This window comes from Longimicrobium terrae (assembly GCF_014202995.1).
In the GTDB taxonomy this organism is placed as follows: domain Bacteria; phylum Gemmatimonadota; class Gemmatimonadetes; order Longimicrobiales; family Longimicrobiaceae; genus Longimicrobium; species Longimicrobium terrae.
Genome location: NZ_JACHIA010000003.1, coordinates 97,841 through 120,403 on the forward strand (window position 1 = coordinate 97,841; position 22,563 = coordinate 120,403).

A 22,563-nucleotide genomic window follows, 5' to 3' on the forward strand; every position below is an offset into this window, starting at 1 on the left:
TGGGAGAGGGTCGTCGTGCGCAGCACGCGGGGTGAGGGCCCCAGCCCGCGGCCCAGCCAATCTCCGAAGGTTCCAGCTACCTCATCCCCCGTCACCCCTCGCCTGTCCCTCCATCACGCCCTCAATCCCCCGTCTCCATCTCCGCCGCGACGGGGACCTCGGCTTCGCGAAAGCCGTGGCAGCGCAGCACGGGAATGCGCGGGTACCGGGGAAACCGCGCATCCACCTCCGCCAGCTGGCAGAGGTAGAAGCGAGATCCTTTCCTCGTGTCGATGATCTTTACGTTCTCGCACGCGGCGCACAGGCCGGGCGGTGGCGAGTACGGCTGCGTCATCCGTCGCGGCCCGCCGGGCTCGCGGGGGGCTCGGCCGGCGCGGCGGGGCGCCACCACCCCGCGAGCGAGTAGCTGAGCCACAGGAACACCGCGCCGAATCCCAGAAAAATCAGCACGCGGAACAGCGCATCCAGCCGCGCCAGGTCCACCATGAACAGCTTGGCGACCGTCGCCAGCAGCGTGGCGATCGCCAGCCGTTCCATCGTCGCCGATCCGCGCTTGGTGGCCAGCAGCAGCAGCCCCAGGCCGTACGCGCACCAGATGATCGTGGCGATCCCCTGCCCTCCCGGCCGCGTCGCCACCTCGCGCAGCACGATCCCCATCACCCCGATGTGCGCATAGACGCGGTAGATGACGATCTCGTCCCGCACGCGGATGGCGAACGACGACGCGAAGACGGCGGCCACTACGGCCACATCCGCCAGCACGCGCCCCGCGCTCGCCTCGCCGGGCACCGCGATGCGGTACAGCGTCCACAGCCCGGCCACCACGAACAGCTTGTGCGCCATCCACCGCGCCGCCGGCCCCGCGCCGCGGATGGCGAGCACGTGCAGCGCCAGCATCTGCGCGGCGATGGACACCAGCAGCACCGGCCCCTCGAGCGCGCCCAGGCACCCCACGGGGAGCAGCGCGGCCGCGGAGATCAGGAGCACGCGCGCCATGCGGATGTCGCGCCGCCGCAGCCCCGCCGCCGCGAGGGCGTACGCCGCCGCCACGCAGATCGTCACCACACCCCACGACTGGTTCCACATCCGCCAGGTGAGCGCCGTCACCAGCACCAGCATGGCCGGGGGGACGATGGCGATTCCGTACCAGTGCAGCGACTCCAGCCCGGACCAGCGGCGCTCCGCGTGCCGCGCGTGCGACTGGGAGAACCATCCGCCCACGCGCCGCGCAATGGGAAGCGCGCCCAGGATCACCCACGCAAACAGCGCCGCCGCCTGAATCCACCCGCGCCCGGCCGTCGTCGCCTGAAAAGTGGTCGGAAGCCAGTTGGCGTACAGCGCCAGCAGCGTCCACGCGAAGCCGTTGGCCGTCCACACAGTGGACCGCCAGCCGCGCCGGATGTATGGAACGGCGGTCCACGCCAGGATCATGGAGGTATACGCGGCGAGTCCCATCGGGCTGGCGTACGAGATCCCCAGCAGCAGCGGCACACCCAGCCCGCCCGCCGACCCCAGCACGGCCAGCGCCGGCTCGCTCCGCCACAGCGCCAGCCCGCTCGCCGCCGCGGTGATGGCGACCAGGGCGATGAACGCGATCGTGTACGGCACCAGCGCGTACAGGTTGAACGCGGCCCACCCCGTGATGTAGAACGCCGCCAGCCCGCCGCCCAGCAGCACGGCGGAAAAGCGGCGCTCGCGGTCCATCCGCAGCCCGATGCCCGTCAGCACCGCGCCCACCGCCGCGCCAAAGGCCACGCGCACCTCGTTGGTGAGCCAGCCCCGGTCGATGGAGTAGCGGAACAGCAGCGCCACGCCAAGCAGGAGCATGACGATGCCCAGCCGGTTGAGCCAGGTCTGGCTGTCCCACTGCAGCAGCGCGGCGAGTTCGTCGGGGATCACCGGCGCGGGTGCGCGCCCGACCGCCGGCCCGGCTCCGGCATGGATCGGCGGGAGCGCGCGCGGCTGTGCCTGCCCGGGAAAGAGCGGCGGAACCGTGTGTGAGCCCGGCCACGCCTGCTGCGGGAACAGCGGCGGGACCGCGGGCTGCTCCGGCGGTTGCGGCGCGGCCGGGAAGCCGGCTTCGGGAGCCGGAGGCGTGCCCGCGAGGGCGGGAAGGCGCTGGTGGATTTCCTCCACCATCCGCTCCAGCCGCGCGATCCGCGCTTCCAGAAAATTGTCTTGGGGACTGCTCATTCGCCTGCGCTTTTCCACGCCGGGCGGGGGCCCGGAACGGAGGTCTGGCGTGCGTGATTCGATGGGATGGGTCCTGAATATAACACACGCCGCGCGGCTTGACTCGGCGGGGCCAGCTTGGGCCGGAGGGTTTGGTGCTCGCCTCGGGCTGTGAGGCCCCTCCCCCGGCCCCTCCCCGCTCCCCTCCCGGCTGAAGCAGAAGCGCGGAGAGGGGAGAACGGCAACTTGTCTCGTTCCTGATGGTACCGAGGCGGCCGGAAAGGGCCCCCTCCCCCCAGCCCCCTCCACCCGCTCCGCGGGAGAGGGGGAGCCGTTCGGTGCGGCGGATGGTTCGGCCGTTGGCGGTCGTTGCGGTTGAAGCCCCGAACCGCGCGCGAATAGCGCGTTGTCGGGGGTTCCCGCTTTTGGAGCGGCGGATTTATCCGCTCTCGCCGTGAACCGTACCCTCGCGAAGTCTCCGTCCGCGCCCCCTCAGCGTCCAAGCCTCAACGCCCGCGGGCCTCGACCTCCCACACATCCACCACATCGTCGCCGCGCACGCCGTAGATGCGCTCGTGGAGATTGACGGACACGCAGACGTGGTTGGGCACGATGCGCACGCGGTCGCCCACCCGCGGCCGCCAGTCCGTCGCGGACAGGTCCAGCAGGCCGTGCTCCTCGGACACGGACTTCACCACGATCTCCGGGCGGTCCAGCAGCGCACCGAATCCCGACGCATCCGCGCGGATCTCCTCGCGGGAAAGCGCCTTGCTCCCCGCATCCACCACCGCCTGCCCGGGCACAGCCACCGAAACCACCGTCGCCAGCACCGAGTACGCGCACTCGTCCCAGCCGCACGCGCCGATTTCCGCCGTCGTGCGGTCGTTGAAGATCTGCGTGCCGGGCCGCACTTCCGTAAGCCCCGCCACCTCGTGCGAGCGCCAGAACGTGGGCGTGGACCCCCCGCTGACGACCCGCGGCGCGAGCCCCGCCGCCGTGAGCGCGTCCACGAACTCCGCGATCCGTGCGGCCAGCGCGCGGATCGCCGAATCCTGCTCCTCCACGTGGCTGCGGACGTGGCCGGGATAGAACATCAGTCCGCGGAACTCCAGCCCCGGCGCGTCCGCCGCCATGCGCGCGAGCGCCAGCGCATCCGCGGGCGACTGCACGCCCACGCGTCCCATCCCCGCATCCGCCTCCACCAGCACGCCCACCGTGCGCCCGGACGCGTGCGCCGCCTCCGCCAGCCCCGCCAGCGCCTCGGCGGAATCCAGCCCCACGGACAGGCGCACCCGCTCGGGAAGCGCCATCAGCCGGTCAAGCTTGGCACGCCCGATGGGGGGATACGCAAGCAGCAGGTCATCCACCGCGCCCGACATCACCTCCGCCTCGCGCGGCGTGGCCACGGTGAGGCCCACGGCGCCCGCGCGAAGCTGCTCCGCCGCGAGCGCCGGGCTCTTGTGCGTCTTGGCGTGTGGCCGCCACGCCAGGCCGTGCGCGGCGGTGTACTCCGCGGCGCGGCGCAGGTTGGCGTGCATGCGGTTTACGTCCACCACGGGCGCGGGCGTCTGGATCTGGTCTACGTGCAGCGCGCGATCAGGCATTCGGGACGATCGGGTTCGTTGTGCGGCAACGGAATGGCGGGCGCGTCTGAGCCTTGGGCGACAGATGACGTCGCGGCGGCGGCGGCGCGACGTCCGCCTGCGCGGAGTGCATCCGCGGCGTTTCGCGGGGACAGCCGGGCATCATCTCCCGCCACGGCGGAGACGACTATCGCTCGCCGCGGAGGAACGGGTCGTCGGGGTCCAGGATGCCGGGCTTCATGCGCAGGTGCTTGTTCTCGCGCTTGAGCGTCTGCCGCTCCAGCAGCGCCGCCATCTCGCCCTCAGACCAGTCGCCGCCGCTGGAAACCTCGTGCTTCACCGCGCGCATCTCCCGCTCCACGGGGCGGGCCAGGATGCGGTCCATGTTCTCGGCAAAGAAGCCGGCGGAGCCCGTCCAGTCGTAGTGCTCCGCGTCGCCGACGAGCAGTTCCACGTCGCCCGCCAGTTCGTCCGGAAACTCCAGCAGCCAGCGGCGCTCCGGGTCGCGGCGGCCTTCCAGCTCCATCAGCAGCCGGTAGAGCTGGCGATAGTCCGCGTCCTGAAAGTCCTCAGGCCCCACGAACTTGGCGCACTCTTCCACCCAGCGCTCGGAGTGGAACATCATCATCAGCAGGTTGCGTTCAGCGCCCATCCGCAGGCGCAGCGCGGGGCCGGGCGACGGGCGCGGGGCGTCCGGACGCTGCCATCCTCCGCGGCCACGATCGCCGTCGTTGCGGCGCCGGCCGTACGGCTGCTCCTGCCGGCGCTCCGGGCGCGGCTCGTACGGGTGCGGGTATTCCTGCTCGCGGCCGCCACCGTAGTCGAAGTTGGGCTCCGGAGGCGGCGGGGAGGATGACGGCGCCGGACGGCTGCGCGGGGCCGGCGCTCCGTCGATCACCTCGCGCTGCAGCGCATCCACCGAAACGCCCGTCTTGTCGGAGATGCGCTTCAGGTACACGCCGCGCATCACCTCGTCCTTGGCGGCGCGGACGGTGGGGAGCATGATGTCGATGGCGCGGCGCGTCCCCTTGATGCTGCCAAAGAAGTTGCGGCGGTCCAGCAGAATCAGCTTGCGCTCCAGCACGTCCACCGCGTCGTCCAGGTAGCGGCGCAGCGCGTCGGCGCCCTGCGCACGGACGAGCGAATCGGGGTCCTCGCCCTCCGGCAGCGTGGCCGCGAGGACCTCGAGGCCGGCGCGCAGAAGCTGGTCGCCGTTGCGGAAGGTGGCCTTGAGCCCCGCCTTGTCGCTGTCGTACAGCAGGATGGCGCGCGGCGCGTACTGGCGGATGAGCGCGGCCTGCTCCTCCGTCATCGCGGTCCCCAGCGGCGCGACGGCGTGGGTGATGCCGTGCGCCGCGAGGGATACGTAGTCCATGTAGCCTTCGACGACCAGCGCCACCTCTTCCTTGCGGATGGAGCCGCGGCTCCAGCCCAGGCCGTACAGCGTGCTCCCCTTGTGGTAGATCTCCGATTCGGGAGAGTTGAGGTACTTGGGGATGTGCGCCTCGGTCTGCTCCAGCACCCGCCCGCCGAAGCCCAGCACGCGCCCGCTCAGGTCTTCGATGGGAAACATGACGCGGCCGCGGAACGCGTCGTACGGATCGCGTCCGGCCTTCTTGGGCTCCTTGATCAAGCCCAGCGCCAGCAGTTCGTTGCTGTGATAACCGGCCTTCCGCGCGGCCACGCCCAGCGCGTCGAACGACTCCGGCGCCCACCCCAGCCCGAAGCGCTCGATGGTTTCGGGAGTGATGCCGCGCCGCTTGAGGTAGTCGCGCGCCTGTGCGCCCTCGGGGCTGGCAAGCTGGTCGCGGAACCACTTGGCCGCGAATCCGTTGATTTCGTACAGCCCGCGGTTGGGATCTTCCTCACGGTCGCGGCGCTCGGCGCGCTCGTCGGGGATCTCGACGCCCACGCGCGCGGCCACGTCGCGGACCGCTTCCGGGAAGGTCATCCCGGACTGCTTCATGAGGAAATTGTAGACCGTTCCCGCCTCGCCGCACACGAAGCACTTGTAGAAGCCCTTGGCCGGGTCCACGCTGAAGTTGGGACCTTCGCCGCCGTGCAGGGGGCATGGACCTCGCCAGGTCTTCCCGGCACGCTTGAGGCGCGTGTGCTCCGAGATGATTTCCACGAGGTCGGCCCGCTGCCGGATGTCTTCGACGAGATGGTCCGGGATCGGCACGGCTTTGGGAGTGCGTGAGTGCTGGGTGCGTGAGTGCGTGAGTGCGTGAACCGGGATGTGCGAAGTACGATGCGCGGGGGCGGAGTCCACCGGCGGCCCCCACCCGGGCCGGCACCACCGGCCCACCCTCCCCCAAAAAAGACTGGGGGAGGGTTGAGCGCGGCGGATGGTTCCGGTGCGAACTCGGCGAACCGGGCGTGAGCGGGTCCGTTGAGCGAATGAATCCGCCGCTCAAACAGCGGGAACCCCCGACACGGCGCGATTCGCGCCCCGTTCGGGCTTCAACCGCATCGGACGACCGCAGCGTGCAACACGCGCCGAACTCTCCCCGGCACCGAACGGCTCCCCCTCTCCCGCGGAGCGGGTGGAGGGGGCTGGGGGGACGGGGCCCTCTCCGGCCGCCCCGGCACCATCCCCAGCGAACTGAGTATCTGTTCTCCCCTCTCCGTGCGGCAGTTTGCACGGGGAGGGGCCTCCGAGCCGTCCGCCACACCGAACCGTCCGAAGCGCGCCCTGTTGTCTCGTCTCAGGCTCCTACGCGAACTCCACCACCGTCACGCCCGTCCCGCCCTCGAACAGTTCGCCCGGCCGGCTGACCGAAATCCGCCGGTCCGCCTTGAGCAGTTCGCGCACGTGGGCCCGCAGCACGCCCGTCCCCTTGCCGTGAATGATGCGGAACGACGGCAGCCCCGCCAGCAGCGCGTCGTCCAGCGCGCGGCCCAGAATCACGTCCACCTCGTCCGGCCGCATTCCGCGCAGATCCACCTCGGGACGCGCGTCGCCCATCGCGGCCATGAAGCCGGCGGACGGCTTGATGCGCGGCGCCTGCGGGCCCTGGTCGCCCGCGGGGAGCGCCGTAAGGTCCTCGCGCGGAAGGAGCATGCGCATGGCGCCGGCCTCCACCATCGCCTTGCCGTCGCGCAGGTCCACCACCGTGCCCGTGCGTCCCAGCGACTCGATGCGCACCCGCACCCCCGGCGCCAGCGAAATTTCGGTGGCGCGCCCGCCCGCGGGACGGGCGCGCTGCTCGGCCGGCGCCTTTTCCTTCTGCCGCAGCGCGGCCTCTTCCACCCGGCGGCGGGCTGCGCGCGCGGCATCGTCCAGCGCCTCGGAATCCGCCGCGCCGCGCACATCGCGGATGGCGGCCTCCACTTCGGCGCGTGCCTTGAGGAGCATGTCGCGCGCCTGCTGCCGGGCGCGCCGCTCCGCGTCTTTTTCCCGCTGCCTCAGGTCCAGCTCGCGCGCGGCCAGATCGGCCCGCATGCGCTCCGTTTCGGCGGTCAGCCGCTCCAGCTCCACCGACTGCGCGGCAAAACGCTGCTCTTTGGCCTCCAGGTCCAGCAGCAGGCGGCCCACGTCGCGCTCGCCCTGCGGCAGGTACGATTCGGCGTCCTCCAGCAGCCGCGGCTCCAGCCCCAGCCGCCGCGCGATCGCCAGGCCGTACGAGCGGCCCGGAATCCCCTTGAGCAGCCGGTACGTGGGCCGCAGCCGCTCCGCGTCGAACTGCAGCGAACCGTTCACGATCCCGCGCTCGTCCGTGGCCAGCAGCTTGAGCTGACCAAGGTGCGTCGTGGCGATCGTAAAGGACGAGCGCCGAGTGAGTTCCACCAGCACGGCGCGGGCAAGCGCGGCGCCTTCCTGCGGATCGGTGCCGCTGCCGATTTCGTCGGTCAGCACCAGCGATTCCCAGTCCGCCCCCTCCAGCACCTCGCGGATGTTCTTGAGGTGCGCCGAAAAGGTCGACAGCGACGCTTCGATCGACTGCTCGTCGCCGATGTCGGCGTAGAAGCGGCGGAAGACGGGGAGCCGCGAGCCGGGCCCCAGCGGCGGAATGATTCCGCTCTGCGTCATCAGCGCGATCAGTCCCACCGCCTTGAGCAGCACCGTCTTGCCGCCGGTGTTGGGGCCGGAGATCAGCAGCGTCCGCTCTCCCGGATCCATCGACAGATCAAACGGCACCACCTCCGGCAACTTCGCAAGCAGCAGGGGATGAAAGGCGCGGACGAGGACCACTTCCTCCGTCCCCGGCTCCAGCACCACCGGCGCGCGCCCATCCACCCGCAGCGCGTAGCGGGCGCGGGCGTACAGCGAGTCCAGGACGACCAGCGCCTGCAGCGAGGCCAGCATCCGCGGCTGAAGCGGCCGCAGCGACGCCGTCAGTTCGCGCAGAATGCGGGTGACCTCGCGCGCCTCCTGCGCCTCCAGCTCGCGCAGGCGGTTCATCATCTCCACCGCCACCGGCGGCTCCATGAACAGCGTGGCGCCCGTGGCCGACTCGCCGTGCACGATCCCGCCCACCTCGCCGCGCCCCTCGCGCCGCACGGGGATCACGTAGCGCCCCTCGCGCACCGTCACGGAGGCGTCCGTCACCTGCATGTGCGACGGCAGCGAGGCCATGAACGCGGACAGCCGCTCCACCAGCCGGCTGCGGGTGCCGCGGATCTCGCGGCGGGCGCGGTACAGCACGGGCGACGCCTCGTCGCGCACCACGCCGGCCTCGTCCAGCGTCCGCGCGATCTCGCCCTCTTCGCGCTCGGCTTCCACCAGGCCGTCGGCCAGCAGCCGCAGCGCGGGGAGCGCGGCGCTCTGCCCCATCACCGCGCGCCGCGTGGTGCGCGACGAGGCCAGCAGCGTTCCCACGTCGCGCAGGTGCGGGCCGTCCAGCACCGAGCCCTCCACGCGCATGCGGCGCAGCGGCTCCACCACGTCGGGGATGGCGGGCACCTGCCAGCCGCTGTCGCCGCGCAGAAAGGTGCGCATCTCCTCCACGCGCCCAAGCTCCGCCCGCACCCACTCGGGTTCAGTGCTGGGCGCCAGCGCGCGCACCGCGTCGGCGCCCAGGGCGGACGAGGCGGATCGGGCCACGAGGTCCAGCGCCTCGCGGTATTCCAGGACGGTCAGGGCGTGCGGGTTCATCCGGCTTGGTTCGGGACTGCGGTCGGGCGGCCAGTGCGCAGCCGTCAAAGATAACGGTTGCGAGCCGCTCCCATACCCCCCGCGCCGCGCCCGGTTCAGCCGGACCGACTACCGAATAATAACCGAAGAAAAGGCGGGAGAAAAGCCGGTAGAAGGGGCCACGGGTGGTACCGCGATGGGAAGGATGAGGCGAAAGGTGCTCCCCTCGCCTTCGCGCGAGGACACGGTCAGCGAGCCGCCCTGCAGTTCCGCCAGGCGCCGGGCGATGGGAAGGCCCAGCCCGGTGCCCACGCCGGGCTCGCCCACCTGCACGAAGTCGTCGAAGATGCGCTCCAGGTCGTCCGGCCCGATCCCCGGGCCGTGGTCCGCCACCTGTACCACCACGCCCCCGCCCTCGCGCCGGCAGTTCACCTCGATGGGATGCCCGTGGCCGAACTTGACGGCGTTGCTCAGCAGGTTGAGCAGAATCTGCTGCACGCGGCGCGGGTCGCCGGTGGCGCGAAGCGGCGGGTCATCCACCTGGACGGAAACCGGGCAGCCGTGCTCCGCGGCCAGCGGCGCCAGCCCCGCCACCACGCCCTCCACCTCCTGCGCCACGTCCAGGTCCGCCAGCCGCGTTTCCAGCTTTCCCGCATCCAGCTTGGCCAGGTCCAGCAGGTCGTTGATCAGGTCCAGCAGGTGGCGCGCGGACTTCTGCGAGCGCTCCACCGCGTCGCGCTGCTCGTCGCTCAGCGGATCGTACACGCCCGAGGAAAGCAGGTCGTTGTACAGCATCACGGCGCTCACCGGCGTGCGCAGCTCGTGGCTGATCATGGCGTAGAAGCGGTCGCGGGCCAGCAGAGCGTGCTCGCGCTCGCGCTCCGCCATCTCGCGCCGCGTCACGTCAATCGCGATCCCGATGACGGCGGGGCGCCCGTCGATCTCCGCGCGGGAGCCGTGCACCTCCAGAAAGACGGTGCTGCCGTCGTAGCGGCGGCCGCGCACGCGGTACTGCATGGACGGAACTTCGCCGTCCACCCGCCGCCGCAGGTTTTCCTGCACCATCGGCCTGTCGTCCTCGTGGATGATGTCGAGGGCGGAGCGCGGCGTGTCGAACCAGCCGGGGGGAAAGCCCAGCATCTGGTAGACATGCGGATTGACGTACCGGTAGACCCCGTCCTGAATGACGTAGATGGCGGCCAGCGACTGCTCCACGAGCGCGCGGAAGAGGCCGGTGCTGGACGCGTGGGCGGTGTCATGGCAGGCGCGGGCGCGGCGCGCGGCGAGCTCCGCGGCGGCGACCCCGGCCAGGTCGTGGACGGCGTCGACCGCGTCCGGCGCCCACGCACCCGGCCCGGGAAGCCCCACGGCCAGGGCGCCCAGTGGCTCCCCGTCCGCGAGCAGCGGCACGGCGGCGCAGGCGCGGATGCCGGCCGCGAGCACCTCGGCCATTCCGTCCAGCGTGGGGTCCGCCGCCGCGTCAGGGGCGATGAGAGGAGATGCGGACTCCGCGGCGCGCAGGCACATCCCGCGGAGGCTGAGAGCGGCGGGCGCGCTGGCCACGGGCGCCGCAGGGTCGCCGGCGTCGTACAGCAGCGAAACGGAGCCGGGAAAGAGCCGGGCGCAGAGGCGCGCGACCCGCTCGAGGGCGTCGTCGGCGGGGACGGGCGCGGCGGGGTGCGGGGGGGGTGCGGAAGGGGTCATGGCGGGGGTGCCGGTGGAGGGCGGCGCGGGGAACGCCAGTGCGGGCAACATGACCGGCGCGGCGGCGGGGCGCAAGAGAAATGGACCGAAGGGTGCGGCGCGAGGGGACGGGGGACTTGCCCGGCGCGCCCGCGAGCCCCTACCATCCTGCCATGCACATCCCCGAATCCAACTACACGCCCGTCGTCGAGGACTACCTCAAGGCCGTCTGGATGCTGCAGCAGGTGGAAGCGCCCGTTTCCACCTCGCGCATCGCGGAACGGCTGGGGCTGACCTCCGCGGCGGTCACGGCCATGGTCAAGCGGCTGGCGGAGCAGGAGCTTCTGCGCCACGAGCCGTACTACGGCGTGCGCCTTACCGCGCCCGGCGAAATGGCCGCGCTGCGCATCATCCGGCGCCACCGCGTGCTGGAGCTGTTTCTGGTGGAGAAGCTGGGCTATGAGTGGGACCGCGTGCACGACGAGGCCGAGCGGCTGGAACACGCCGCGAGCGACGAGCTGATCGAGCGGCTGGCGCGCCTGCTGGGCGAGCCGGAGCGCGACCCGCACGGCAGCGCCATCCCCACGGCCACGGGCGAGGTGGACCGCAGCGCCTACCCCGCGCTGGGCGACCTGGCCCCGGGCGAGACGCGGTGCGTGCTGGAGGTGCAGGTGCAGGAGCCGGAGCAGCTGCGCTACCTGGGCTCGCTGAACCTGCGCCCGGGCGCGGAGGTGGAGGTGGTGGATAAGTCGCCGTTCGAGGGTCCCGTATCCCTTTCCGTCAACGGCGAGCGCGCGGTGATCTCGCATTCCCTTGCGCAGCGCATTCGCGTGCGCACCCCGCGCGAGGGCGGCTGACGAAGGGGTGCGTGAGTGCGGGGTGCGTTAGTGCGGGGGTGCGTTAGTGCGGGGTGCGTGAGTACCGCAGGAGAAAGTAAGCCCCGAGAAAGTCGCTGAGCGGCTGAAGCCGCCGCTCTGGGCGGGAAGCCCCGACACGTGGCGCTGTCGCGTCCACGTTCGGGGCTTCTCCTGCGCGCACGTGGCGTAGTCCGTGGGACGTGCGCCTCGCTCTCAGGGCAAGACGCCGCGGGATCGTGTGGGTGGATGTGTTGGCAATGGGCGCTGGCCGGGCTTTTGCTCCCTTTCCGCGGCGTGAAACTTCAACCTGCGGATGGATGACGATGCGATTCTGGAAGCTGCTTCTGGGTGTGGCCGCGCTGGGGCTGGTGGCGGTGGCGTTCCGTGACGTCGCGGGGGACCGCTGGCTGCGTCCCGCCTCGCCCTTTCGCGGCGGGGACGACGAGGATGAGGGCGGCGTGGCGCTGGAGGAGGAGCCGGTGCTGGGCTACGACGGCATGGACCGCGACACGCTCGTGGACTGGCTGAGCGACGCCGACCTGGACCACGAGACGCTGCTGGCGATTCACGCCTACGAGTCGGCCAACCTGAACCGCGGGCCGGTGCTGGACACGATCGACGACCTGCTCGCGTAAAGGCAGGGAATAGGGAATAGGGAATAGGTGGTTCGGCTCCGCGGATGCCGCGGCTCGTCCCCTTCCCTTCCCGACACGAGCGCGCCCGGCGGATCGCTATCCCGCCGGGCGCTCTGTCGTCCTATGCGGCCACACGAGATCCCGCCGCTCCACAAGCCGAGATAGGACCGCGCTGCCCCATCGTTCCTATTCCCTATTCCCTATTCCCTGGTCCTCCGCGAGAGCCTCGAACAGCGCCCCCACGTCCGCCGGCTCGTGCAGCCGCGACTTCGCCGCGCTTTCGTTCGGCAGCGGATCGGCGATCAGCACGCCCTCCGCTTCGGGGCTCCAGCCGTCCAGCGCGCGAAACGCGTCCTCGTCCGTGCGGTCGTCGCCCAGGTACAGGATGGGCGTGCCGGCGGGGGGCTGCATCTGCTCCAGCAGAAAGAGCACGGCGCGGCCCTTGTCCCACTCCACGCGCGGCCGGACTTCCAAGACCATCTTTCCCGCCGTGACGCGCAGCCCCGGCCGGCCATCCGCGGCTGCGTGGACGGCGGCGCGCACGTCGGCCTCGCGGTCCGCGGCCTGGCGGTAATGGATGCTCAGGGTGAGCCCCTTGTCTTCCACGAACGCGCCCTCGATGCCGTCCAGCGCGGCGGTGATCAGCGCGGCGACCTCTTCCAGCTCGGGACGCGCGGCGGCGGCTTCGGGATGGATGCGGTGCAGGCCGGCACCCTCGATCTCCATCCCGTGGTTCCCCGCGTACGCAATCCCGGGGATGGCCGCGCGGTCACGCACGTCCGCCAGCCCGCGCCCGCTCACCACGGCGACCTCCACGCCCTCCATCGCCATCAGCCGGTCCAGCGCGGTTCGTGTCCGCTCGGGCATGGCCGCCAGTTCGGGACGCGCCACGATGGGCGCAAGCGTGCCGTCAAAGTCCAGCAGCAGCACCAGCCGGCCGCTGCGGCGCCATCCGTCGCGCCACACGGGGACGCGTTCAAGGGCGTTCTGCATCGTGCATCCGCTCAGGGGGAGAAGAAGCTGTCCGCGGTTGACCCGCGTCGGGGGCGGGCCTACGTTGCGCGGCCCTGAACCTACGTCCCCGCACGCGCTTTCGCATGTCCTGGATCGACCGCATCACCTTCAACGAGCAGGGCCTGGTTCCCGTCGTGGCGCAGGACGCGCGCACGGGCGAGGTGCTGATGCTCGCTTGGGCCAACGCCGACGCGCTCCGCCTGACCGCGGAAACCGGGCGCGCGCACTACTGGAGCCGCTCGCGGCGGGAACTGTGGATCAAGGGCGAAACCAGCGGCCACACCCAATCCGTCGCAGACCTGCGGGTGGACTGCGATGAGGACGCCGTGCTGTACCGCGTCCATCAGACCGGCGCGGCCTGCCACACCGGTGAGCGCAGCTGCTTCTACCGCGTGGTGGAGGGGGATGAACTCGCGGAAGCGCCGGACCCGCGCCCCATGGCCGACCGGCTGGAGGAGATCGTCGCGCGGCGGCACGCGGAGCGGCCGGAGGGTTCGTACACCACGTACCTGTTCGGCGCGGGGACGGACAAGATCCTCAAGAAGGTGGGCGAAGAGGCGACGGAGACGGTAATCGCCGCCAAGAACGGCGACCTGGCGGAACTGCGCTCCGAGAGCGCCGACCTCCTCTTTCACCTGATGGTGCTGTGGCGCGACCGCGGGCTGGACGCCGGCCAGGTCTGGGACGAGCTGGAAAGCCGCTTTGGCCGCGCGCCGCGCGCCGGCTCCACCGAAGCCCGCGCCAGCCGCTCCGCCGACGGCACCTGACCCGCCACGGGATGAACGTCGAGAGGGCCGCTCCCCGTTGCTGGGAAGCGGCCCTTTTCGCGTCAGCACCGCGCGTCTCCCGCAGAGCCGCGACCGCGCGCCACTGGCCCAACCCGCGCCGAAATCGATCCCCCAGTCCGCGCAGGCGGACTTCGTGCTCTTCCAGCGGCGAATTCATTCGCTCCTGGATGGCGGACGCGACGGCCCCTGCCCTCCCCGCCCCGATGCGTCTCCCACAGTCCGCGCAGGCGGACTTCGCGCCGTTGTTGCCGCGACTTCAGTCGCCCCAGCAGAGCGGGCCATCCCAGACAGCCCGGTTCGGGATGGCCCCATCCCTCCCTGTTCATCCGCCCCCGAAAAACACGAACGGCACCGGGAGCCGTGCTCCCCGTGCCGATCGATCCGTTTTCCTCCGCGGAGCCGCGCGAACGCGGTGCTCCATCCAACCAGACGGCGAGGCCGTCAGTCCATCATCTGCCGGCGGCTGCGCGGCAGATCCGCGCCCATCTCCACGCGCAGCGGAAACGCCGCATCCAGGATCATCTCGTCTTCGCCCGGATCGCACCATCCGCCGCGCACCGGCTCGTCCCAGTCCACCCGCGAATCGCCGCCGCGGTACGGCTGCACGTAGTACATCCGCGTTCCGGTGCGGTCGCGCGCCTCGGCGATCAGCACCGTCTGGTGCTCCCCATCCGCCGAGTCCATCTGCGCTTCCATGGCCAGCAGAAGGCAGTCCGGCCGCTTGGCCTCGGCGTACCGCGCGATGGTGCCGGACAGGATCTCCGGCGAAGCCCCCTCCATGGAGTCGCCCACGGGAATCGCCATCGTCCGGAACTCCGGCGTGGCGTGTCCGGGCTTCTCGTGAACGCTGCGGATGCGGGGAGGAACGTCCTCTCCCTCCCGGGCCGCCCGCCCGATCGCATCCTTTACTTCTTCCAGGAACCGTGTGGCCATTCCGAGCGTGCGCTCGGCCTGATGCGTGGTGCTGCGAGCCACTCCTACCTCCGGTTTCAGGAACCACTTTTTCAGCGGCTTGACCGCCTCTTGCGATCTGCCCGCCGCGATCCCGGCGTCAATGTGTCTATGCAAAGCAGGAGCCACCACAAAAATGCTTTGCGTGATCATCTTGACGGTGATCCGCACGCTGCCAAAAGCGCAGCAGATACGCCGGATCCCGCGATTCTGCTCGCTTCTTCTACAAGGGATTGCGCTCCGGGCGCTCCGCCGGGGTCGCGCACCTCATCCGCCGGGCACGCAAAACGGAATGGCGGGAGCAAATGCAAAACCGCGCCCCGAAAATGGGGGCGCGGTTCATGGCGTGCGGGTGAAAACGGATGATTTTCAGCTCCGGGCCGCGTCCTCCACGGCCCGCCGCAGCCGCGACCACACGTGGGTGCCGTAGCGCAGAAAGTTGGCGCGCTCCACCGGCAGGTCCGCCAGCCACGCCCACGCCGCGAGCGATCCCTTGCGCGTGTTGCAGGGCTGGCAGGCCGTCACCAGGTTGCCGGGGGAGTTGTCGCCGCCGCGCATGCGGGGCTGCACGTGGTCCAGCGACAGCCGCTCCGGGGGGAACGTCTCGGCGCAGTACACGCAGCGGTGCTCGTCGCGGGCAAAGATGCGCTCGCGCAGGCTCTGCTCGGCGTCGCCGCTCATCCCCGCTCCACCACGTACCCCGCCTCCGTCAGCCGCCGCACCACCTGCTCCACGTGGTCGCGGCCGCGCGTCTCCAGCGTAAGGTCGATCTCCGCCTCGGTGACCCACAGGTCCGCCTGCGCGCGGTTGTGGTCCAGCCGCACCACGTTGGCCCCCGCCTCGGCCAGCAGCGCCGTGAGCGTGGCCAGCGCGCCGGGACGGTCCTTTACGCGCAGGCGCAGGTTGGCGCGGCGGCCGTCCTGCACCAGCCCGCGGTCGATGATGCGCGACATGAGCGTCACGTCGATGTTGCCGCCGCTGAGCACCATCACCACATTCTTTCCCGCCAGCCCCGCGACGTGCCCGTTCACCACCGCGGCGACGGTGGTGGCGCACGCGGCTTCGACGACCGTCTTTTCGCGCTCCAGCAGCAGCAGCACCCCCGCGGCGATTTCTTCCTCGCTCACGGTCAGCAGTTCGTCGACGTACGCCTGGATGTGCGCAAAGGTGTGGTCGCCGATGCGCCGCACCGCGATCCCCTCGGCGATCGTCTCCGCCGGGGGGATGGTGACCACCCGCCCCGCCTCGCGCGCCCGCAGCGCGGCGGGAAGCGCCTCCGACTCCACGCCGATGATGCGCACCTCGGGGCGGATCTGCTTGATGGCGGCCGCAATCCCGCTGATGATCCCCCCGCCGCCCACCGAGCAGACCACCACGTCCATCTCCGGCACCTGCTCCAGCAGTTCCAGGCCGATGGTGCCCTGCCCCGCGATCACGCCTTCGTCGTCAAAGGGGTGGATGAGCGTCTGCCCCTCCTCCTCCTGGATGCGGCGCGCCTCGGCCATGGCCTCGTCGTACACCGAGCCGTGCAGCACCACCCGCGCGCCATACCGTTCGGTCGCCGACACCTTCACCAGCGGCGTGCGCTCCGGCATGACGATGGTGGCGGGAATCCCCAGCCGCGCCGCATGAAAGGCGACGCCCTGCGCGTGGTTGCCGGCGCTGGCGGCGATCACCCCGCGCCTGCGGTCCTCCTCCGGCAGCAGAAGCATGCGGTTGAGGGCGCCGCGCTCCTTGAAGCTGCCGGTGCGCTGCAGGTTCTCGAACTTGAACCAGGCGCCCCCGCCAAACATCTCGCCGAACGTCTGCGACGGGGTGCACGGCGTGTGCACCACCTGCCCGGCGATGCGCTCGCGAGCGTCACGAATCTGCTGAAGTGTCACCATGCGACAGAAAAGGGGACGAAACGGACGATGGACATTGCCGAAGTGAACGGGATGTAGTAACCTCTCCCGGCGGCAGGGGCAAGCGGCCCCGCTCGCGCCGCGCCGACGCCCCAAGACGCCACGTGATACCGGAGCACCCACGAATTCCCGTGCTGGCGAGCGTTCTTGCCCGCCGGCCCGCGGACGGGCGCACGGCGGACCGGGACATCGCCCGCGCGGCCGTCGCCGTCCTGCTGCGCGTGGAGGACGGCCGGCTGGAGCTGCTGCTCATCCGCCGGGCGGAGCGGGCGGGCGACCCGTGGAGCGGCCACATGGCGCTTCCCGGCGGGCGCGAGCAGGCCGGCGACGCCGGGCCGGAGCAGACCGCCGCGCGCGAAACGCACGAAGAAGTCGGCATCGACGTGTACGCGGGCGGAAGGCTGGTGGGGGCGCTGGAGCCGGTGTGGCCGCAGAGCGCCCGCGCCCCGCGCATCCTGGTGCGCCCCTTCGTGTTCGCGGTGCCGCACGACGTGCGGGTGCAGGCAAACCACGAAGTGCAGGCCGCGGTGTGGATTCCTGTGGATGAACTGCTGGAGCCCGGCGCCGTGACCGAGCACCTGATCGAGATGGGCGACGCCGAGCCGCTGCGCTTTCCCGCGCTGGACGCGCGCGGCAACGTGGTGTGGGGGCTTACGCACCGCATCTTGGCAGACTTTCTGCGCGCGTACGAGGAAGCCGCGTGAGGAGGGGTTTTCGCCTCGCGCAACAAGCCCGGCTCCGGCATCGGGGAGCCTGTTTCGGGCCGATGCGTGTCCCCCGCCTCCGGGTGGCGCGCCGGCCCCGGTAGAACTGGACGGAATGGCTCGCGAATCGTTTACGCTGTCCCTGACCTCCCGCCAGACCGAGGCGCTGCGCGCGCTGGCGGCCATGGAGGACCTTCCGCCGGAAGTCTACGCGGCCGAAGTGCTGGTGAAGCATCTGTACCACGCCTATACGCCCGACGTGGCGCGGCGCGCGGCCCAGCCCCGCGACGTGCCCGGCGAGACGAATTCCTGACCTCATTACGCTCACCTGACGGCGTCCATGGAAGACAGTTCGTTCGAGTTCCTCAAGAAGCTGCTGGATGCGCCCGGCCCTTCCGGTTTTGAAACGGCCGCCGCGCGCGTGTGGCGCGCCGAGGCCGAGACCTTTGCGCAGAACGTGCGCGCCGACGTGGGCGGCAACTCGCTGGCCAGCGTGGGGCCGCAGGGCGGCCCGCGCATCATGCTGGCGGGGCACGTGGACGAGATCGGCGTGATGATCACCCACATCGACGAAGAAGGCTTTCTGTACGTCGACGGCATCGGGGGATGGGATCCGCAGGTGCTGGTGGGCCAGCGCATCCGCTTTCTGAGCCGCGGGGGCGACATCATGGGCGTGGTGGGCAAGAAGCCCATTCACCTGATCAAGCCGGAAGAAAAGGAAAAGGCCGTCAAGCTGAGCGACCTGTGGGTCGACATCGGCGTGGCGGACCATGACGGCGCCCTCCGCCGCGGCGTGCGCGTGGGCGACCCCGGCATCGTGGACACGCGGCTGGTGGAGCTGGGCAGCGGGCTGATCGCCAGCCGCGCGGTGGACAACCGAGTGGGCGCGTTCGTCGTCCTGGAAGTGCTCCGCGAACTGTCGCGAGACGGCTGCGCCGCCGAGGTGACGGCGGTCGCCACGGCGCAGGAGGAAATCGGCTACCAGGGCGGCGGGGCGCGCACGTCGGCGTTCACGCTGGATCCCGCGGTGGCGGTGGTGGTGGACCTGACGTTCGCCACGGACGCGCCGGGCGTGGACAAGAAGCAGGTGGGCGAGCACAAGCTGGGCAGCGGCCCCGTGCTCAGCCGCGGCTCGGCCATCCATCCGCTGATGTTTGAGCGGTTCGCGGAAACGGCGGAGAAGGCGAACATCCCCTACACCATCCAGGGGAGCCCGCGCTTTACCAGCACCGACGCGGACGCCATCTACCTTCAGCGCGGCGGCGTGCCCACGGCCGTCGTCTCGGTCCCGAATCGATACATGCATTCGCCGAACGAGGTGGTGTCGCTGGATGACATCGACGCGACCATCAAGCTGATCGCCGCGTTCTGCCGCACCATTCAGGCGGACGACGACTTCGTTCCGCGCTGACCTTCTCGCGGGCGGCGGGTGATGGGAACTGCCGTTTCGCACGGAGGCCACGAAGGATGCACGGAGGTCACGGAGGCATTGAGCCGTCCGTGGCCTCCGTTCGTCATCCATGCTCCGCGAACTGAAAATCTCACGCAGAGCAGCGGAGAAGCAGAGAACAGCAACAATCTTTCTGTTTTTTCTCTGCTGCTCTGCTCCTCTGCGCGATGTTTGTTGTTGCTGTTCCTCCGTGCCCTCCGTGCATCCTCCGTGACCTCCGTGTGAAACGGCAGTTTCTGTTTCACACTTTCCATCGGCGCCCAACCTTCGTACAATCCGCGCTCCTCCGTTTCCCACAGGCTGATCGCTGAATGCTGACCATCGACGAAACCGTCATGCGCGCGCCGGTGCAGGCGTGCTACCAGGCCGGCGCGGACGTGGAACGCTGGCCGGAGCGGCTGCCGCACTACCGCTGGGTCCGCTTTCAGCGCAGGGACGGCTTCGGGACGGGGCTGATCGAAATGGCCGCCGGCCGCGCCTTCGGGCCGCTGTCGTGGCCGGTGTGGTGGGTTTCGGAGATGCACGTGGACGAGGCCCGGCCCGCCGTCGTCTACCGCCACGTGGCGGGCATCACCACGGGGATGGACGTGGAATGGACCTTCGAGGACCGGGGCGACGGAACCACGCTCGTCCGCATCGTCCACGCGTGGAAGGAAGGCCCGCGCTGGCCGCTGCCCGGCTTCGTGCGGCGGTGGATCGGCGACGCGGTCATCGGCCCCGTCTTCATCCATGCGGTCGCGTCGCGCACGCTGGCGGGAATCCGCCGCCACGTGGAGCGCGGCTGACGGCGCACCCGCGGCGCGCTCCGGTGTACAGGTGCGCGATTCCCCTGCGTGACCCGGCGCGGGACCGGCACCATGCCGCCCGCGCCCTTGTTTTTATCCTGCATTCCGCCCGGGCTTCATGACCCAGACCAGCCACAACGGCGCCCCCGCGGGCCGCCGCGTCGTCATTACGGGCATCGGCGCCCTCACTCCCATCGGCACGGGGGTGGAGGGGCTGTGGGCCGGGCTGAAGCGCCGCGAATCGGCCGTGCGCACCATCAGCCGGTTTGATCCGTCCCCGTTCCGCTCGCACATCGCGGCGCAGGTGGACGACTTCGAGCCCACCGACTACATGGACCGCAACCGCGCGCGCCGCACCGAGCGCTACGCGCAGTTCGCCCTGGCCGCCAGCCGGCTGGCCATCGAGGACGCGGGGCTGGACCCGTCGGCCGAGGACCCGGAGCGCGCCGGCGTGCTGATGGGGAGCGCGCTGGGCGGCGTGGCGTACGGCGAAAACCAGTTCACCAACTACGTGCACAAGGGCGTGCGCGGGGTGGATCCCATGCTGGCGCTGGCGGTGTTCAACGGCGCGGCGTCGTGCAACGTGGCCATCGAGTACGGCTTCAGCGGGCCCAACAGCACCAACGGAATGAGCTGCGCGTCCGGCGCCATGGCCATTGGCGAGGGGTGGCGCGCCATCCGCACGGGCGAGGCGGACATGATCATCGCCGGCGGCGTGGAAGCCCCGCTGGCGCCGCTGTGCTACGGCGCGTTCGCCATCATCCGCGCCATGAGCACCCGCAACGACGATCCGTCGCGCGCGTCGCGCCCGTTTGACGCGGACCGCGACGGCTTCGTGATGGCCGAGGGCGCGTCCGTGCTGGTGCTGGAGGAACTGGAGCGCGCCCGGGCCCGCGGCGCGCGCATCTACGCCGAGGTGCTGGGCTATGGCACCAGCAACGACGCGCACCACATGACGGCGCCGCGCCCGGACGGCACGCAGGCGGGACGGGCGATGCGCACCGCCATGCGCACCGGCGGCGTGGCGCTGGAAGACGTGCAGGTCATCAACGCCCACGCCTCGTCCACGCCGCTCAACGACAGCACGGAAAGCCGGGCCATCCGCGCCGTCTTCGGCGAGCACACCGACAAGCTCAAGGTGAGCGGCACCAAGGGCTACCACGGCCACTCCCTGGGCGCCACGGGGGCCATCGAGGCCGCAATCTCGGCGCTCAGCATTCAGCGCGGCTGGGTGGCGCCCACGCTGAACCTGGAAACGCCGGGCGAGGACTGCACGCTGGACTATGTGACCGGCGAGGGGCTGGAGATGCCGGTGCGCCGCATTCTCAGCAACTCCTTCGGCTTCGGCGGCATCAACGCCGCCCTGATGTTCGGCTCGGTGGACTGACCCGCGTCAGCCGGACGACAGAAAGGCCCGCCCCGGCACTCCGGGGCGGGCCTTTTCTCATCGTTCGAGTGGGTCAGGAGCAGACCGCCACGTCGGCGGGAACGTCGGAGGGCGGGCTGTACGAAGAGCCGTAGATCTCCGTTACCCCATAGTAGTAGGTGCGGGAGTACTCGTAGTCGCTCCCCGAGTAGGTGCACACGTTGGTTCCCGTGTACGAGCGCCCGGTATCCAGGTACGACGTGCCCGACGCCGCGTTTACGGTCCACGGCACGGATGACTGCGAGGAGTACGAGCCATCCGCGTAGTCGAACCGCTCAACCTCGATCAGGTAGACGTTGCGCTGCGTGACGTCGGAGGGCGCCCAGCTGATTTCGGGAACCCCGCCCGGATAGGCGACGGAGATGAAGGGAGCCCGGGGGATGTAGCGCCCGTTGATGGTGTTGATGTCCGAACCGGCCATCCCGTTGCGTTGCCCCATCAACGCCGACAGCCCCCGGTTGGAAAGAATCGTCGGCTGTCCGTTCCTCGTAAACGCGTACGGATCATAGTGCATGATGGAGCCTTCATCATACGATTCATAGTCCGTCGCGCCCGAGCAATGCTTGTCGAATGCGTAGACGTACATCGTGTCGATATTCGCCGTCTGCACGGTGACGTAGCTGTCTCGGTCGCAGCGGCTCTGTTCGTGGAACATGCCCAGGATGTGAAGCAACTCGTGGATCGTGTTCCCGGTGCTGCAGCCCGTGGCCAGCCAGACGGTGTCAGCCATCCCGCTGCGGCGTCCCACGTGCGCCAGACACCCGGTCGCGGGCACGATCCGCACGTACTCCGTCTGGGTGGTGCGGGGAACGAAGCGAATGCCCCACGTCTTCTGCTCGATGTGCGCCATGGCCGACGTGACGCGCGACACGTTGGTCAGGGAGGGATCGATGACATAGGGCACCTCGCCTGAGGGCCAGCGGGAAGAGGTTCCGTCCACCATCACCCCGTAGCCCGGCCCCGGACGCCTGACAAGCTCCTCACGGGTAGCAGCGATGGAAGCGGCGGGGCCCAGCACCATGTCGCCGTCCAGCACCGCGTTCCCGTCCTGCACCTGATACCGGATTTCCAAGGGCCGCCCGCCATACATGATGAATCCGGTACGCGTTTCGAACGTCCCGGGCCTCGCCTCGATGCCGGAAGGAGGCAGGGTCTCCGGCCGCGCCGAGGCAGAGGGGAGCGAGTCGTCGCAGGCGCCGAGGACGCCTGCCACAAGCACTGCGCCAGCCATGCGCAGCTTTCGGGCGGGTACAAGGTTGATCATGGGAAGTTCTCCGAGCAGGGGGTTCGAGAGACCAGCCATTCCGCGTTCTCTACAATTCGTCTCAAAAGGATAATCTAGAACTTATGCTGATTGAACCCCACGCACGCAGCGGAAGGGGTGCATCCGATTTCCGAGATCCGCGCTGCCGCTGGCCTTCGCGCCGGATTCCCCGCGTACCTCCGCGAACCCCCGCGACCTCCGCGTGAACCCGTCGCCAGCCCGTAGCCCCACCGATCCTGGAGAACCGGGCGCAAAAAAGAGCGGGGCGGC

General features: G+C 70.4%; 19 protein-coding genes. 8 read left to right on the forward strand and 11 right to left on the reverse strand.

What is annotated here, in order from left to right:
* Positions 1–121: 121 nt before the first annotated feature.
* From HNQ61_RS06490 to HNQ61_RS06515, 6 genes are all read right to left on the reverse strand, one after another.
* On the reverse strand, positions 122–334 hold the full coding sequence (locus HNQ61_RS06490) for a hypothetical protein (RefSeq protein ID WP_170036213.1): 213 nt from the start codon (positions 332–334) through the stop codon (positions 122–124).
* Positions 331–2,193 carry a DUF2339 domain-containing protein gene (locus HNQ61_RS06495; RefSeq protein ID WP_170036211.1) on the reverse strand — a complete coding sequence of 621 codons (1,863 nt, stop codon included), beginning with the start codon at positions 2,191–2,193 and terminating at the stop codon, positions 331–333. The genes HNQ61_RS06490 and HNQ61_RS06495 overlap by 4 nt, the downstream gene beginning before the upstream one ends.
* Before the next feature lie 485 nt (positions 2,194–2,678).
* Entirely contained in the window at positions 2,679–3,776 is a 1,098-nt protein-coding gene (locus HNQ61_RS06500) for a D-TA family PLP-dependent enzyme (RefSeq protein ID WP_170036209.1), read from the reverse strand.
* Positions 3,777–3,942: 166 nt separating this feature from the next.
* Complete coding sequence (gene dnaG / locus HNQ61_RS29160; RefSeq protein WP_170036207.1) at positions 3,943–5,937, reverse strand: DNA primase; 1,995 nt, start codon at positions 5,935–5,937, stop codon at positions 3,943–3,945.
* A gap of 534 nt (positions 5,938–6,471) precedes the next feature.
* Complete coding sequence (locus tag HNQ61_RS06510) at positions 6,472–8,853, reverse strand: endonuclease MutS2 (RefSeq protein ID WP_170036205.1); 2,382 nt, start codon at positions 8,851–8,853, stop codon at positions 6,472–6,474.
* A gap of 108 nt (positions 8,854–8,961) precedes the next feature.
* Positions 8,962–10,536 carry an ATP-binding protein gene (locus HNQ61_RS06515; RefSeq protein ID WP_170036203.1) on the reverse strand — a complete coding sequence of 525 codons (1,575 nt, stop codon included), beginning with the start codon at positions 10,534–10,536 and terminating at the stop codon, positions 8,962–8,964.
* 152 nt (positions 10,537–10,688) lie between these two features.
* Between HNQ61_RS06515 and HNQ61_RS06520 the strand changes: the two genes are divergently transcribed.
* Together HNQ61_RS06520 and HNQ61_RS06525 are read left to right on the forward strand one after the other, a co-directional pair.
* Positions 10,689–11,372, forward strand: a complete 684-nt coding sequence (locus HNQ61_RS06520) for a metal-dependent transcriptional regulator (RefSeq protein WP_170036201.1) — start codon at positions 10,689–10,691, stop codon at positions 11,370–11,372.
* 323 nt (positions 11,373–11,695) lie between these two features.
* Entirely contained in the window at positions 11,696–12,007 is a 312-nt protein-coding gene (locus tag HNQ61_RS06525; protein ID WP_183685555.1) for a hypothetical protein, read from the forward strand.
* Positions 12,008–12,193: 186 nt separating this feature from the next.
* On the opposite strand, the gene otsB is transcribed toward HNQ61_RS06525, so the two are convergent.
* Entirely contained in the window at positions 12,194–13,000 is an 807-nt protein-coding gene (gene otsB, locus HNQ61_RS06530; protein ID WP_170036197.1) for a trehalose-phosphatase, read from the reverse strand.
* Between the two features lie 104 nt (positions 13,001–13,104).
* Here otsB and hisIE point away from each other — a divergent pair, with 104 nt between their 5' ends.
* Complete coding sequence (gene hisIE / locus HNQ61_RS06535) at positions 13,105–13,788, forward strand: bifunctional phosphoribosyl-AMP cyclohydrolase/phosphoribosyl-ATP diphosphatase HisIE (RefSeq protein WP_170036195.1); 684 nt, start codon at positions 13,105–13,107, stop codon at positions 13,786–13,788.
* A 462-nt stretch (positions 13,789–14,250) separates the two neighbouring features.
* Here hisIE and HNQ61_RS06540 read toward each other — a convergent pair whose 3' ends face one another.
* From HNQ61_RS06540 to ilvA, 3 genes are all read right to left on the reverse strand, one after another.
* Positions 14,251–14,784, reverse strand: coding sequence for a hypothetical protein (locus HNQ61_RS06540; RefSeq protein WP_170036193.1), 534 nt, complete (start codon positions 14,782–14,784; stop codon positions 14,251–14,253).
* Positions 14,785–15,129: 345 nt separating this feature from the next.
* Positions 15,130–15,441, reverse strand: a complete 312-nt coding sequence (locus HNQ61_RS06545) for an HNH endonuclease (RefSeq protein ID WP_170036191.1) — start codon at positions 15,439–15,441, stop codon at positions 15,130–15,132.
* The gene (gene ilvA / locus HNQ61_RS06550; RefSeq protein WP_170036188.1) at positions 15,438–16,646 is read right to left on the reverse strand and encodes a threonine ammonia-lyase; all 1,209 of its coding nucleotides are present in this window, start codon (positions 16,644–16,646) and stop codon (positions 15,438–15,440) included. Before ilvA ends, HNQ61_RS06545 begins: the two co-directional genes overlap by 4 nt.
* Before the next feature lie 149 nt (positions 16,647–16,795).
* Here ilvA and HNQ61_RS06555 point away from each other — a divergent pair, with 149 nt between their 5' ends.
* From HNQ61_RS06555 to fabF, 5 genes are all read left to right on the forward strand, one after another.
* On the forward strand, positions 16,796–17,368 hold the full coding sequence (locus HNQ61_RS06555) for an NUDIX domain-containing protein (RefSeq protein WP_170036186.1): 573 nt from the start codon (positions 16,796–16,798) through the stop codon (positions 17,366–17,368).
* A gap of 115 nt (positions 17,369–17,483) precedes the next feature.
* Positions 17,484–17,681, forward strand: a complete 198-nt coding sequence (locus tag HNQ61_RS06560) for a hypothetical protein (protein WP_170036184.1) — start codon at positions 17,484–17,486, stop codon at positions 17,679–17,681.
* Between the two features lie 27 nt (positions 17,682–17,708).
* Positions 17,709–18,779 carry a M42 family metallopeptidase gene (locus HNQ61_RS06565; RefSeq protein WP_170036182.1) on the forward strand — a complete coding sequence of 357 codons (1,071 nt, stop codon included), beginning with the start codon at positions 17,709–17,711 and terminating at the stop codon, positions 18,777–18,779.
* A 350-nt stretch (positions 18,780–19,129) separates the two neighbouring features.
* Positions 19,130–19,603, forward strand: a complete 474-nt coding sequence (locus HNQ61_RS06570; RefSeq protein WP_170036180.1) for an SRPBCC family protein — start codon at positions 19,130–19,132, stop codon at positions 19,601–19,603.
* A 118-nt stretch (positions 19,604–19,721) separates the two neighbouring features.
* Positions 19,722–20,990 (forward strand): beta-ketoacyl-ACP synthase II, encoded by a 1,269-nt coding sequence (gene fabF / locus HNQ61_RS06575; RefSeq protein ID WP_170036178.1) that lies wholly within the window; start codon positions 19,722–19,724, stop codon positions 20,988–20,990.
* Between the two features lie 73 nt (positions 20,991–21,063).
* On the opposite strand, the gene HNQ61_RS06580 is transcribed toward fabF, so the two are convergent.
* Positions 21,064–22,293: a M12 family metallopeptidase gene (locus HNQ61_RS06580; RefSeq protein WP_170036176.1), complete on the reverse strand. Its 1,230-nt coding sequence runs from the start codon at positions 22,291–22,293 to the stop codon at positions 21,064–21,066.
* Positions 22,294–22,563 lie beyond the last annotated feature (270 nt).